Source organism: Stagnihabitans lacustris, assembly GCF_025950525.1.
GTDB lineage: Bacteria > Pseudomonadota > Alphaproteobacteria > Rhodobacterales > Rhodobacteraceae > Stagnihabitans.
The window spans coordinates 12,169-25,156 of sequence record NZ_JAPDGS010000008.1 but is presented as its reverse complement, the minus strand read 5'-3'; the positions used below and the strand labels follow the sequence as shown (position 1 = coordinate 25,156).

Below are 12,988 nucleotides of genomic sequence, written 5' to 3'. Positions count from 1 at the left end.
TGAATTAACCCTTGACGCCCCGCCCGTGCAAGCCCTATCCCCTTGGGCCAAAGGAGAATCCCATGGCCCGCAATCCCCTGTCCGTCTGGCGCCCGCTGTCTTTGGACCGCTTTCTTCTGGGCGCGCCGCATTACCCCGAACATGTCGACGAAAGCTATTGGGTCCGCGACGCGGAACGCATGGCAAAGGCCGGGGTCAACACGGTGCGGATGGGGGAATTCGCCTGGCATCTCTGGGAGCCGCGCGAGGGCTTGTTTGATTTCGACCTGTTCGACCGCGCCATCGCGGTTCTGGCCGACCATGGGATCAACACGATCCTTTGCACGCCGACCGCGACCCCGCCGCGCTGGCTGTCCCAGAACTACCCCGAGATCCTGCGCGTCGATGCCAATGGCCGTGTGGCGGGCCATGGCTCGCGCCAGCATGGCGACACGACCAGCCCCACCTTACGCGCCCATTCCCGCCGCATCACCCGGGCCTTGGCCACGCATTACCGCGACAATCCGGCGGTGATCGGCTGGCAGACGGACAACGAGCTGAACACCTCGGCCTCGGAAAGCTATTCGCCCTCTTGTGCGCGGGAGTTCCGCAAGTGGTGCGCGGCGCGTTACGGCACGATCCAGACGCTGAACCGCGCCTGGGGCGGCGATTTCTGGGCGCTGGCCTATGACGACTTCGGCCAGATCGACTTGCCGCGCGACATGGCGCCGACCTTTCTGTCGCCGGGTCATGTGCAGGACTACCACCGCTTTTTGGCCGATGCGACGGCGGCCTTCCAGCATGACCAGGTCGTCATCTTGCGCGAGACCAACCCCGACTGGTTCGTCTTTCACAACCTGGGCAATCTGGGCGACATCGACTTTCGCGGCACCTTCGGCCAGGACCTCGATTTCATCGGCTTTGACATCTATCCGATGCTGTATGACGAATTCCGCCGCACCGGGGGCATTGCGGCCACCCAGGCGCTGCACCTGGACCAATGCCGCGCCTATTCCGGCAACTTCATCGTGCCCGAACAGGCTTCGGGCTTTGGCGCGCAGCCCGGGTTTTCGACCATGACCCCCGAACCCGGAGAGATGCGGCGCATGGCCATGACCTCGGTCGCGCGGGGGGCGGATGGGGTGATGTTCTTCCGCTGGCGGCCCGCGCATTACGGGGCCGAGATCTATTGGATGGGCGTCATCGACCATGACGACGTGCCCCGCCGTCGCTATGACGAGGCCAGCCAGTTCTTCCACGAGATGACCGCGCACAAGGGCGACATCCTGGGCACGCATGTGCGCATGGACCTGGGCATCGCGGGGGCCGATTTCGACAACCAGGAGGCCTACAAGACATATGCCATGGGCCTGCCCTCGCCTTTGGAGGACGCGACGATCCTGCACCGGGCGGCCTACCGCGCCCATGTCGCTTGCGGCTTCATCCATCCCGAGGACGACCTTTCGCGGCTGAAGGCGTTGTATGTGCCGCATTGGGTGATGTGGAAGCCGGAGTGGACGGCGCGGGTGACGGCCTTTGTCGAGGCGGGCGGCACGCTGATCCTGTCGGCCATGACCGGCACGCGCGACAGCGACAACCATATTCACCGGGTTCTGGCGCCGGGGGCGGGGTTGTCCGCCTTGGCGGGCGTGCAGGTCGAGGAATTCGGGCGGCTGGCGGGGCCGGGCGCCTCGGGGCTGTTCCCGCCATGGCCGGACCGGGTGAATGGCGGCTATCACCCGGCGGCGCGGTTGCCTGCGACCTCGGCGGACCGGGCCTATAGTTTCACCTTTGGCAACCGCGACTTCCGCGCGGCGCATCTGTATGAAAAGCTGATCCTGGCGCCGGGCACCGAGGCCATTGGCACCTGGTCGCATCGGTTCCTGACCGGAACGCCGGTGGCGACGCGGCGGCGGCAGGGGCTGGGTCAGGTGATCTACCTGGGCACCTATATGACCGAAGAGCTGGCGCAGCACCTTTTGGACAGCGACCTGATGGGCGTGGCGCCGCTGATCCCCGGCCTGCCCCAGGGCGTCGAAGTGTCGTGTCGCCAGACCGAGGGGCATCGGCTGTGGTTCATCCTGAACACGACCGAGATGCCGCAGACCCTGCCCGCCCTGCCCGCGGGAGAGCCGCTTTTGGGCGATATCCGGCCGCATGGCGCGGGCTTCACCCTGCCCGCCCATGGCTGCGAGATCCTGCGCGAGCGGCTGTGACAAAAGCCCCCCGGGCTGCGCGCCAGTCTTAGCGCAGCCCGTCCTTGCCCAGGGCCTCGGCATGGGTCAGGCCGCCGACGCGGGCCAGCGGTCGGCCCGTATCGGTGACGGCCACCGCCACCAGGATTTCATCGGCGCGCGGCGCATCGTTCAGCCGCACTTCGATGCCGTCGAAATGGCTGCGGACATAGGCCGCGTCCTTGTGACCCAGGGGCACGTCCAGGCTTTGCCCAGGCCCGCCGATCTTTTTGGCCGAGGGCACCAGCGCCGCCCCGCCCCCCACCGCCAGCCGCAAGGGCGCGCCAAGCCTGGGATGCAGGATGGCCGCGGCATGTTCCAGCTCTCCGGCCTCGCCCACCATGGCGGCTTTGCCATAGCTTTGCGCCTGTTCGGGCGCGATCCCCAAGGCCGCGACACAGCGCGCGCCCAGAAGCGCGCCGAGTTCCGCGCCAATGTCCATCAGCGGCGTCAGGTCCTGGACAAAGCGCCCGGCAAAGGGATTGGCGATGACCGCCACGGCCACCGCCTTGCGGGTCGGCGGCGCAATCGTCTGGCCGGCCTCGCGGTGGGTTTCCTCGACCCAGACGATGATCTTGCGAAGTTGCGCGCTCATCTTAGCCCGTCCTCGCCCGTGATATCGCTTGCCGCCAGCCCGCCCGACCGGGCATGGACCCGCGCCCCGGTCGTCATGACCAGCACCACCATCATCTCATCGGCGCGGGGGCTGTCGTTCATCCCGACCTCTATCGAGTCGAAATGGCTGCGGACATAAGAGGCGTCGACATGGGTGATCGGCACATCCAGCCGCGCCCCCAGCCCGCCGACCTTTTTCGACGAGGGGACAACGGCCTTGGCCCCGCCCAGAACCTCACGCATGGCATAGCCGCCGGGGGCGTGCCACAGCGCGCCATGTTCCAATTCGCCGCCCGCGCCGACAAGGCTGCCCTTGCCATAGCCCTCGATCCCCGCAGGATCACCCCCCAATTCCGCCAGAAGTCGGCGGGCCATCATCAGGCCCAGGGGCTTCAGATCCTCCATAAAGGGTTGGATATCCGCGACATGGCGCCCGGCATAGGGGTTGGCGATCACCGCCATGATGGCGCCCCGCCGCAAGGGCGTGGCCGGGGGCGGGCCGCCTTCGTGGAAGATATCCTCGATCACGGTGGCAAGTTTGCGAAGGGCGACCTCAGGCATGGGTGGGGCTCCGAAGGATAAGGGGATGGGTGTGGCCCACCAGGCGGTGTTGGCCATCAAGGAACAGGGCGGCCGAAAGGGCAAGGCCCCGCGCGATCAGGCTTTCGGCCAGCGCCGCGCCGCGGTCCAGCGCAAGCGCCGTATCAGAGGCCAAAAGGGCGCCGCGATGGGTGGTGACAAGGCGGGCGCCAAGGTCGCTGTCGGGCTGCAGGTCATGGGCCGGGGCGCGTCGGATGGCGGGATGGCCGGGCAGATCGACCGCATTGGCAATCAGCGTCGCCGCCACATCGGCCATGGCCGCAGTCGGCGCCAGCACCGTCACCGCATCCGCGATCCCCAGCGAAAAGCTGCGCCCCCCCAGGCCCGAGGTCGCAACCCCCCGCGCGCCATCGGCATGGGCGATCTCGACCAGACCCAGAGGTGCCCCATCCGGCGCGGCGATGGCCAGTTTGAACCGAGCGCCGGGGGACAGGAACAGCGCAATATCGCCGCCGTTGTTCACATAGGCGCGGGTCAGGGGGACCTTGCGCATCGCGGTCAGGATCTCGTCGGCGACGGCGCCCGCGACGGCGGCCATCGGCGTCACAAAGGCTGGGCGATGGGGCAGGCAGGCCGCCACCATGCGCCGGGCGGTGGGGCCATGGGGCGCCTCACCCACCGCGCGACGCAGCAACGGCAGTTCGGACACCAACTCTGTCAGGACGGTCTGGAACCGGTCCCAGGCCGCGGCAAAGGCCGCCTCACGCGCGCCATCGGCCCCGATGATCAGGTCAATGGGACCATGGCTCAGGTGCAAGCGGTCATCCAGCCTTTGCGCGCGGGGGGCCTCCATCCGCTAGCGCCCCCCAAAGAGCTGGCGGCCCCAGGCGAAGTGGCGGGCGTCCAGCGCCGCATCCGGGCCGGGCAGAAGGCGGATGTCCTCGGTCAGGACCTCTGCCACCGGGCGGATGTGATCGACATGGCCGCCCAGGGCCGCGTAATCCGACAGGCGCAGGGTGAATTCGATGGGCGCCACCAGCGCGGGCGTCGGCACATAACCGAACGCGTTCACCGGCATGTCAAGCACATCCACCATGACCGTGATCCCGCCACCCGGCCAGATATGGACCGGCGCCCCCCCGCATGTCACCCGCGTCAGCGCCGCCTTGACCGATTGCGTCAGCCGCACCGGATTGGTCGTCACCCCAGCCCGCAAAGACCCCCCTGCCCCCGCCATGAAGACGACCGAACAAAGCGAGGGCTCGCAATTCTCGCCGATCAGCGCGGCACTGGCGGCCAGAGCCGCAGAGGCATCGGCGGGGCGCGGTGTCAGGCTGTCGTCCAGTTCGTAATAGGCCCATTGCTCTCCGGTGGTCGAGATCATCAGCAGCCGCAGCCCCGGCCAGGCGTGTTTGGCCTCAAAGGGCTTCAGGATGGTCAGCGGGTCTTCGACATCGGTTCCGCCCCAGCCGCGCCCGGGATGAGCGACCTGGAAATACCGCCCGGGGGTCGAACGCCGCCCCTTCATCCGGATGCCGGTGGGTGGGATGTCCAACAGCTTGCCCGCCTGATGTTCGGACAGGACGCCGGTGATGTGGTCGTCGACCACCACGACCTCGTCCACAAGGCCGCGCCATTGCTGGGCGAACATGCCGATGGTGGCCGACCCGCAGCCGACCCGCATCAGCCGTTCGGTGACGCCGTTGATGATCGGCGCCTGGCCCGCCTGAATGACCACCGTGGCGCCCGCGTCCACCGTGACCTCGACCGCCTCGCGGTTGCACAGCCGCAACAGCGCGTCGCAGGTCACGCGGCCCTCGGCCTTGGTCCCGCCGGTCAGGTGCAGGACCCCGCCCAAAGACAGCATGGCCGAGCCGTATTCGCCGGTCATGACATGGCCGATGGGCTCTCCGTTCACCCGGACAAGCGCGCGTTCGGCGCCGATATGGCGGTCGGTGTCGATCTTCACCTTGACGCCGCAATAACTGAAGATGCCCTCGGTCACGACCGTGACCATATCGACGCCCTCGACCTGTTGGCTGACGATGAAGGGCGCGGGTTTGTAATCGGGATAGGTGGTGCCGGCGCCGACCGCCGTGACAAAGGGCCGCCCGCCCTGGATCAAATCGCCGTCCCAGTCTGCCATCAAGGCCACCGCGGGCGCCCCCGATTGCAGCACGGTCAGCGGGTCCAGCCGCACCAGCGCGCCGCCGTGGTTGGCATAGCGGTCGCAGGCCCCGGCGCGGCCTTCGGCGATATAGCACATGACCGGGCAGGCATCGCAGCGGATCTTGTCGGGCGTGGGGGCGGGAGTGTCAGTCATGGCGGGGCTCCGTCAGGGCCGCGCGCAGGCGGGCGGGGGTCACGGGCAGGCGGTGCAGCGCGACCCCGGTCGCATCGCGGATCGCGTTCACAATCGCGGGCGCCGTGGGGATCAGCACATGTTCCCCCAGGCCCTTGGCGCCAAGGGGGCCATGGGCGTCGGGCTCTTCGATGATCAGCGTCTCGATGGGGGGCAGGTCGCCGATGGTGGGTATCAGGTAGTCGTGCAGGTTTTCGGTCCTTCCGGGGATGTATTCCTCCATCAACGCCATCCCAAGGCCCTGGGCAATCCCGCCCTGCACTTGACCCTCGACCAGCAGCGGGTTGATGGCGCGGCCGACATCATGGGCGGCGGTAAAGCGCAGGGGGCGCACCAGGCCAAGCGCGGTATCGACCTCGACCACGGCCAGATGGGCGGCGTAACCGAACTGCGCATAGGGCGCGCCCTGACCGTCGGCATCCAGAGGCCGGGTCGGCGGGTCATAGCTTTGCTCGGTCGACAGCGCATAGCCGAAGCGGTCGGGGGGCAGGGCGGCCAGCGACAGGCTTTGCCCGCCCGCGCGGACCTGACCGGGCAGAAAGGTCAGCGCCGCATCAGGGGCCACGTTCAGCCGCGTGGTAAGCGCCGCGCGCAGCGCCAGCCCCGCCCGCAGCGCCGCGTTGCCGGTGACAAAGGTCTGACGCGAGGCCGAGGTTTTGCCCGCGTCCGGCGTCAGGTCGGTGTCCGGCCCGATCAGCACCAGACAGTCCACCGGCGCCCCCAGCGCGGTGGCAAAGATCTGCGCGATGACGGTGTTCGCCCCCTGCCCGATGTCCATCGCGCCCTGATGCAGGACAAGCGCCCCATCCGGCCTGATCCCCGCCCGGATCGTCGAGGGGTTGGGCAGCGAGGTATTGCCGCAGCCATACCAGCCCGAGGCCACGCCCACCCCGCGCCGGAACCGGCCGCCAGCGCCAAGGGCCGCGATTTCGACCCGGGCCAGGTCATAGGCCGGACGCAGCGCCCGCAAACAGGCGCCGATCCCGACGCCCTGGTCAAAGACCTGACCACAGACCGTGGCGTCGCCATTGCGCAGCGCATTGCGCAAGCGCAGCTCCAGCGGGTCGATGCCAAGGCGCGCGGCCAGGTCCTCCAGCAGGCTTTCCAGCGCAAAGGCCGATTGCGGCACGCCAAAGCCGCGAAAGGCGCCCGAGGGCGGGCCGTTGGTGTGGATGGCCCGCGTCTCGGCCAGGTAATGCGGCACCAGATAGGGGCCCGAGGCATGGACCGGCACCCGGTTGGCCACGGTCGGCCCCCAGGAGGCATAGGCGCCGGTGTCGAAATCGCCGTCAAAGCGCATCGCGGTCAGCTGGCCATCCCGGGTCGCGCCGATCTGCATGTGGATCGCCGAGGGGTGGCGCTTGGTCGTCGACTGCATGGAACAGCTGCGGGAATAGGTGATGCGACAGGGCCGCCCGGTCTTCAGCGCGGCCAATGCCACATAGGGTTGCACCGACAGGTCCAGCTTGGTGCCGAAACCGCCGCCCACCGCGGTCGGCACGATGCGGATATCGGCGCGGTCCATCCCCAGGATCTCGGCCATCGACTCCAAGTCCATCCCGGGGGCCTGGGTGCAGGCGTGGATCTCCAGCCGTCCGCCGACCTGCTGCGCGAAACCGGCCTCGGGCTCGATCGCGGCATGTTCGACAAAGCCGGTCTGAAAGCGACCCTCGACCACGATATCGGCGGTTTCCAGTGCCGCCGCCACATCGCCGCGCCGCACGCGACCCCGGCACATCACATTGCCCGCGCGGTCGGGATGGACCAGGGGCGCGCCCGGCGCCAAAGCCTCGGCCGGAGAGGTCAGGGCGGGCAAGGGCGTCCAGTCCACCGGGAAATCTTCGGGGTCAAAGGCCGCGACCACGGCGGCCTCACCGACGATGGCGGCCACGGCCTCGCCGCGAAAGCGGGTCTGACGTTGGGCAAAGATCGGTTGGTCGACATAGGCCGGGATGACGCCAAAGGCGTTGCGGCCGGGCACATCGGCGGCGGTCAGGACGGTCAGGCCCAGAGCCGCCACCGCCTGCAGGTCGCCAAAGGCAAAGTCCGCCCGCGCATGGGGCGACCGGATGACCTTGACGACCCAGGCGCCCAAGGGGGCCACGTCGTCGCCATAGGCCTCGGCGCCGGTGATCTTGGCCAGCCCGTCCAGCCGCGCCATGGCGGTGCCGACACCACCCGGCGCGATGGCCGCGGGCGTGGCATCCATCACCGCGTCGATGATCTTGCGATACCCGGTGCAGCGGCACAGCACCCCGCCCAAAGCGTCCTGCACCTGAACCACAGAGGGCGCGGGCACGGCACGCAGCAGCGCCACCGCCGCCACCATCATCCCCGGCGTGCAGATGCCGCATTGCGCCGCCTGATGCGCCTGAAAGCTGGCCACCAGCCTTTGCCCCTCGGGCGTTTGCAGCAGGCCCTTGACCGTGTCGACCCGCTTGCCCCGCGCCTGATGGGCCGGGGTGATGCAGGCGCAAACCGGCAGGCCATCGACCAGCACCGTGCAGGCGCCGCAATCGCCCGCATTGCAGCCCACCTTGACCTCTGACGCCGACAGCCGGTCGCGCAGAGTCTGCGACAGACGCTCGCCCGGGGTGGGATCGGCAGAGACCGGGGCGCCGTTCAGGATGAAGTCCATCAGCTTGCGCCTTTCGCGATCAGGTCGGTCACAAGGTCGGTCAACAGCGTCGCCACCGCGGCACGCCGATACGCGGCCGTGGCGCGCACATCGGTCAACGGGGCAAGGGTCTGCAGGTCAGGCACCGGCAGGGGCTGCGACAGGGGATGCCCCTCCAAGGCCGCCTCCCAGGCGGGCAACCGCATGGCCACCGGCGCACAGGCGCCGACCGCGATGCGCGCCGCGGTGATGCGGCCCTGATGCAGCGTCAGGTTCGCCGCCACCATGGCAATCGAGATCACCAGATAGCGCCGCGCCCCCAGCTTGGCGAAACCCGAAACCGCAGCCCCCGGATCGGGCAGGATCAGCGCCGTCACCAGCTCGTCCGGGGCGCGGGCCGTGCGGCGCGGGCCCAGCAGAAAATCGGCCAGGGCCAGATGCCTTGTGCCGCGGACCGAGGCCAGTTCGACCCGCGCCAAAAGCGCCAAAAGCGGCGGCACCCCATCGGCGGCGGGCGAGGCGTTGCAGATATTGCCCGCGATGGTCCCGGCGTTTTGCACCTGCACGGACCCCACCTGCCGCGCCGCAGCACGCAGCCCGTCGAACCCCGGCGGAAGGTTGGCCGCGGCAAGCGCGCTCCAGGTCGTCGTGGCGCCGATCCGCCACTCCGTCCCCTGACGCGAGATGCCCGACAGCGCCCCTAACCCCGTGATGTCCAGCAGGCCGCCCCGGATCGGACGGTCGCCCTGCGCCGGGAACCAATCCGTGCCGCCCGCGATGACGGTGACACCGCCCCCCGCCAGCGCCTGTAGCGCGTCTTGCAGTTTGGTCACTTGCAGACAGGTCATCGCCGCATCCCGCAATTTGTTCGTATGCAAATAGAAACCCAGCGGGGGATTCTGTCAAATGCTATCCACGACAGGCCGGGAATTTGCCCCAAACCCGGCCCAAAAATCGGGCGCAGGAAAAACTTGATCCCTTGCAACAAGATGTTAGCCTACTAATGAACCACCCCCCATTAACACCGCCGGAGAGCCCCAATGTCACAGCCCGCAAAACTGGTGATCCGCAACGTGGGCCTGATGCTTTCGGGGCGGATGGAGGCGCCGATCCTGGACGCCGATTGCCTGATCGCGATGGATGGCAAGATCACCGCCTGGGGCCGTGCCGCCGATCTGGACACCGAGGGCGCCACGACCGAGATCGACGCCATGGGCGCCACGCTGGCGCCAGGGCTGATCGACAGCCATATCCATCCGGTCGTGGGCGATTACACCCCGCGGCAAAACCAGCTGAACTGGATCGACTCGACGCTGCATGGCGGTGTCACCACGCTGATTTCCGCCGGAGAGGTCCACATGCCCGGCCGTCCGCGCGATATTGTCGGCCTCAAGGCCATGGCGATTGCGGCGCAGCGTTGGTATGAGAATTTCCGCCCCTCCGGCGTCAAGGTCATGGCGGGCGCGCCGATCATCGAACATGGCATGGTCGAAGAGGATTTCCGCGACCTGGCCGCCGCCGGGGTCAAACTGCTGGGAGAGGTCGGCCTCGGCACCGTCAAGGACGGCAAGACCGCGCGGCAGATGGTGGATTGGGCGCGCAAATACGGCATCCAAAGCACGATCCACACCGGGGGGCCGTCGATCCCCGGGTCTGGCCTGATCGACGCCGCCATGGTGCTGGAGACGGGGGCGGATATCATCGGCCATGTGAACGGCGGCCATTCGGCGCTTCCGGATGACCAGATCATCTGCCTGTGCGAAAGCTGCAAGATGGGGCTGGAAATTGTCCACAACGGCAACGAACGCGCGGCGCTCTTGACGCTGAACACCGCGCGCGAGTTGGGAGAGTTGGACCGCATCCTTTTGGGCACCGATGGGCCTGCGGGGTCGGGCGTGCAGCCGCTGGGCATCTTGCGGATGATCGCCATGCTGTCCAGTCTGGGCAATGTGCCCGCCGAGATCGCCTTTTGCTTTGGCACCGGCAACACGGCGCGACAACGCGGCCTTGACACGGGGATGATCGAGAAGGGCTATTGCGCCGACTTCGTGCTGATGGATCAGGCGCAGCACACGCCGGGCAAGACGATCCTGGACTCGGTGCAATTCGGCAACCTGCCCGGCGTCGGCATGACGGTGATCGACGGCGTGATCCGCAGCCACCGCAGCCGCAACACCCCGCCCGCCTGGCGCATCCCCAAGGTCCTGCGCCAACCCGCCCCCTCTGAGGGTGGCGGTCACTGAGCCTCTGTGCTTTGCTGGCCCCAGGAGGACCCATGCTGAAACATCTGACGATCCCGCAAGAGCGCGCCTGGAATTCGTGGTCGGACCTGCCGGGCGAGATGGTCTTTCTGCCCCTGGGCCTGCGGGTGACGCCGGTTCTGTATTCCTCGCGGACGCGCAACTGTGCGCTGATGGCGCCGCGGTCGGACAAGATGCGGCTGGGGCGTCATGCGCTGGACGGGTCGCTGATCGAATGGCAGGCCGAACACGGCGGCACGCTTGTGGATTTCCGCACGACCAAGCCGGGGCCTTTTGCGGTGCGGGGATCGTGGGAGGGTCAGCCGCTGGAATGGGGGCTGCGGTTCTGGGTGACGCTGGCCTTGCATACCGAAGAGCGCCACGAGGTCACATGGCAGGACGGCGCGGCCCTGGTGCGCTTTGGCGACCGCTGGGTGGCTTTGGTGACGGATCAGGCGCCGGTGCAGGTGACGGGCCATGCCGACCTGAACGCCTTGTGTCAGGACTACGCCGCGCATGGCTATTTCCACCGCGACAGCCGGGCCGAGGCCGCGCCGCTTCTGGCGCTGCGTTTCAACCTGGAGATGTCGCGCGCCGGGGCCTGGGCTGCGGCGGTGGCCGACAGCCGTGACTTGGCGCTTGCGGGCGCCCGCGCGGCTTTGGTGCCGGGGCCTCCGGCGGCTGCGGGCGATGTCTCTTATGACGCCATCCGCGACATTGTCGGCTGGAACACGATCTGGGACGGGGTCAACGCCCGCCCCTTTACTGCGGTGACGCGGATCTGGAACCTGGGGACCTGGGCGGTCTGGCACAATGACCAGACCTATGCCGCACTTCTGGCCGGGGTGCTGGACCTGGGCCTTGCGCGCGAAAACCTGGCCGTGGCGCTGTCTCATGCCACGCCGCAGGGCAACTTTGCCTGTATCGCGACCTCGCGTGACACCTGGGTCGACCGCAGCCAGCCGCCCCTGGGCAGCCTGATCGCCTGGAACCTGTTCCAGCGCAGCCACGAGATTTCTGTGCTAAAGCAATGCTTTGACACGATGGCCCGCAATCAGCGCTGGTGGCGGGCGATGCGCGGCCATGACGGTCTGATCTCTTGCGGGACATCGGACGTCGGCGAGGCGCTTTACAAGGGCACCGCCTTTGGTGCGCGAAACGAGACGGGGATGGACAATTCCGCCACCCATGACGAGGCGGTCTATGACGCCGACACCCGCAGCCTGTCGACCTGGGACCTGGGGCTGAATTGCGCCGTCTGCCTGGATGCCGAGATGCTGGCGCTGATGGCCGGCGCCCTGGGGCGCGCGGCCGAGGCCGCAGAGTTCGCAGCCCTTGCCGCAAGCCACCGCGCCCTGATCCGCGACAGGCTGTGGGATGCCGACCGCCAGATCTTTGCCAACCGGCAAAGGCAGGGCGGCTTTGTGCGGTCGCTGTCGCCCACCAGCTTTTATCCGCTGCTGTGTGGGGCCGCCGATGCCGCGCAAACCGCCCATCTAATGCGGCATCTGGCCGATCCCGCGACCTTTGGCGGCGACTGGGGGCTTCCCAATGCCACGCGCGACGATCCGGCCTTTGCCGAGAATGTCTATTGGCGCGGCCGCATCTGGCCCAATGTGAATTACCTCGTCTGGCTGGGCCTGCGCCGGGCGGGCCAGGACACCGCCCCCCTTGCCACCATGTCGCGGGCGCTGTTCCTGAAGAACTGGCAGGGCGACCGGATCGCAGCCGAAAACTACAGCGCCACGACCGGCGCGGCGATGGATCAGGGCGACACCGATCCGTTCTATATCTGGGCCGGGCTTTTGCCCTTGATCGACCTGGGCGAGACGGTGGACTTCGACCCCTGGCGCGGGCTGATCCTGCGGCCGGGTGCGGAGCGGCGGATCGGGCCCCTGGTCTCGCCCTGGGGGCGGATGGGGGTCGATTGCGACGCGCTGACTTTGACCGTGACGCTGAACGACCAGCCGATCCTTGCGACCTCGGCCCGGCTGGAGCAGGTGATCTTGCGCCCCGACCGCATCTCGGCCCGGGCGATGACCTTGGGTCAGGTGACGCTTTGGCGCGACGATATGCCGGTTCTGGCGCTTTGGAACGGAGAGGTGATTCGGACTCGGCCCATTCCGGGCGGGCTGATCTTTGACCTGACCGGCGCAGAAGGCGGCCAATTCGACCTTTGGTTTTCCTGATTTTTCGCCTTGGACCAGAAAGCCCGGCCCCGGGAAAGAAACAGTTTGACAGGGCGGGTCGGGAAAATAATAGTATGTATACCAACAAATATCGCTGAACTGAAATCGGCGCTGACAGGGTGACGAAACCGCTTTGACTTGGGCTTTTGCGGGGGTTCCGCGGGGGTCTTGCGCCTTGGCGCCGTCCGAACAATCGCATCACCGGCCCGGGG

The 12,988-nt window shown here is 67.9% G+C and carries 9 protein-coding genes; 3 read left to right on the top strand and 6 right to left on the bottom strand.

The features are described 5' to 3' along the window. The first annotated feature begins 62 nt into the window (after positions 1-62). Positions 63-2,195, top strand: a complete 2,133-nt coding sequence (locus tag NX862_RS16170) for a beta-galactosidase (protein WP_264494975.1) — start codon at positions 63-65, stop codon at positions 2,193-2,195. A 28-nt stretch (positions 2,196-2,223) separates the two neighbouring features. On the opposite strand, the gene NX862_RS16165 is transcribed toward NX862_RS16170, so the two are convergent. From NX862_RS16165 to NX862_RS16140, 6 genes are read right to left on the bottom strand one after another with little or no spacing between them, the layout of a single operon-like run. After that, positions 2,224-2,808 (bottom strand): amino acid synthesis family protein, encoded by a 585-nt coding sequence (locus NX862_RS16165; protein WP_264494974.1) that lies wholly within the window; start codon positions 2,806-2,808, stop codon positions 2,224-2,226. Continuing rightward, positions 2,805-3,389 carry an amino acid synthesis family protein gene (locus tag NX862_RS16160; RefSeq protein ID WP_264494973.1) on the bottom strand — a complete coding sequence of 195 codons (585 nt, stop codon included), beginning with the start codon at positions 3,387-3,389 and terminating at the stop codon, positions 2,805-2,807. Before NX862_RS16160 ends, NX862_RS16165 begins: the two co-directional genes overlap by 4 nt. After that, a complete protein-coding gene (locus NX862_RS16155) occupies positions 3,382-4,221 on the bottom strand; it encodes a UPF0280 family protein (RefSeq protein ID WP_264494972.1) in 840 nt (279 codons plus the stop codon). The genes NX862_RS16160 and NX862_RS16155 overlap by 8 nt, the downstream gene beginning before the upstream one ends. 3 nt (positions 4,222-4,224) lie before the next feature. Next, entirely contained in the window at positions 4,225-5,691 is a 1,467-nt protein-coding gene (locus tag NX862_RS16150; RefSeq protein ID WP_264494971.1) for a 6-hydroxynicotinate reductase, read from the bottom strand. After that, the gene (locus tag NX862_RS16145; RefSeq protein WP_264494970.1) at positions 5,684-8,368 is read right to left on the bottom strand and encodes a molybdopterin-dependent oxidoreductase; all 2,685 of its coding nucleotides are present in this window, start codon (positions 8,366-8,368) and stop codon (positions 5,684-5,686) included. Before NX862_RS16145 ends, NX862_RS16150 begins: the two co-directional genes overlap by 8 nt. Next, positions 8,368-9,195, bottom strand: coding sequence for an FAD binding domain-containing protein (locus NX862_RS16140; protein WP_264494969.1), 828 nt, complete (start codon positions 9,193-9,195; stop codon positions 8,368-8,370). The genes NX862_RS16145 and NX862_RS16140 overlap by 1 nt, the downstream gene beginning before the upstream one ends. Positions 9,196-9,387: 192 nt before the next feature. Here NX862_RS16140 and NX862_RS16135 point away from each other — a divergent pair, with 192 nt between their 5' ends. Both NX862_RS16135 and NX862_RS16130 read left to right on the top strand, forming a co-directional pair. After that, positions 9,388-10,590, top strand: a complete 1,203-nt coding sequence (locus tag NX862_RS16135) for an amidohydrolase family protein (RefSeq protein WP_264494968.1) — start codon at positions 9,388-9,390, stop codon at positions 10,588-10,590. 32 nt (positions 10,591-10,622) lie between these two features. Beyond that, the gene (locus NX862_RS16130) at positions 10,623-12,776 is read left to right on the top strand and encodes an MGH1-like glycoside hydrolase domain-containing protein (RefSeq protein ID WP_264494967.1); all 2,154 of its coding nucleotides are present in this window, start codon (positions 10,623-10,625) and stop codon (positions 12,774-12,776) included. Positions 12,777-12,988: the final 212 nt, after the last annotated feature.

What these genes read in the sequence shown, in the direction of transcription:
- NX862_RS16170 (WP_264494975.1), top strand. Translation starts at nt 63, where the DNA reads ATGGCCCGCAATCCCCTGTCCGTCTGGCGCCCGCTGTCTTTGGACCGC.
- NX862_RS16165 (WP_264494974.1), bottom strand. Translation starts at nt 2,808, where the DNA reads ATGAGCGCGCAACTTCGCAAGATCATCGTCTGGGTCGAGGAAACCCAC.
- NX862_RS16160 (WP_264494973.1), bottom strand. Translation starts at nt 3,389, where the DNA reads ATGCCTGAGGTCGCCCTTCGCAAACTTGCCACCGTGATCGAGGATATC.
- NX862_RS16155 (WP_264494972.1), bottom strand. Translation starts at nt 4,221, where the DNA reads ATGGAGGCCCCCCGCGCGCAAAGGCTGGATGACCGCTTGCACCTGAGC.
- NX862_RS16150 (WP_264494971.1), bottom strand. Translation starts at nt 5,691, where the DNA reads ATGACTGACACTCCCGCCCCCACGCCCGACAAGATCCGCTGCGATGCC.
- NX862_RS16145 (WP_264494970.1), bottom strand. Translation starts at nt 8,368, where the DNA reads ATGGACTTCATCCTGAACGGCGCCCCGGTCTCTGCCGATCCCACCCCG.
- NX862_RS16140 (WP_264494969.1), bottom strand. Translation starts at nt 9,195, where the DNA reads ATGACCTGTCTGCAAGTGACCAAACTGCAAGACGCGCTACAGGCGCTG.
- NX862_RS16135 (WP_264494968.1), top strand. Translation starts at nt 9,388, where the DNA reads ATGTCACAGCCCGCAAAACTGGTGATCCGCAACGTGGGCCTGATGCTT.
- NX862_RS16130 (WP_264494967.1), top strand. Translation starts at nt 10,623, where the DNA reads ATGCTGAAACATCTGACGATCCCGCAAGAGCGCGCCTGGAATTCGTGG.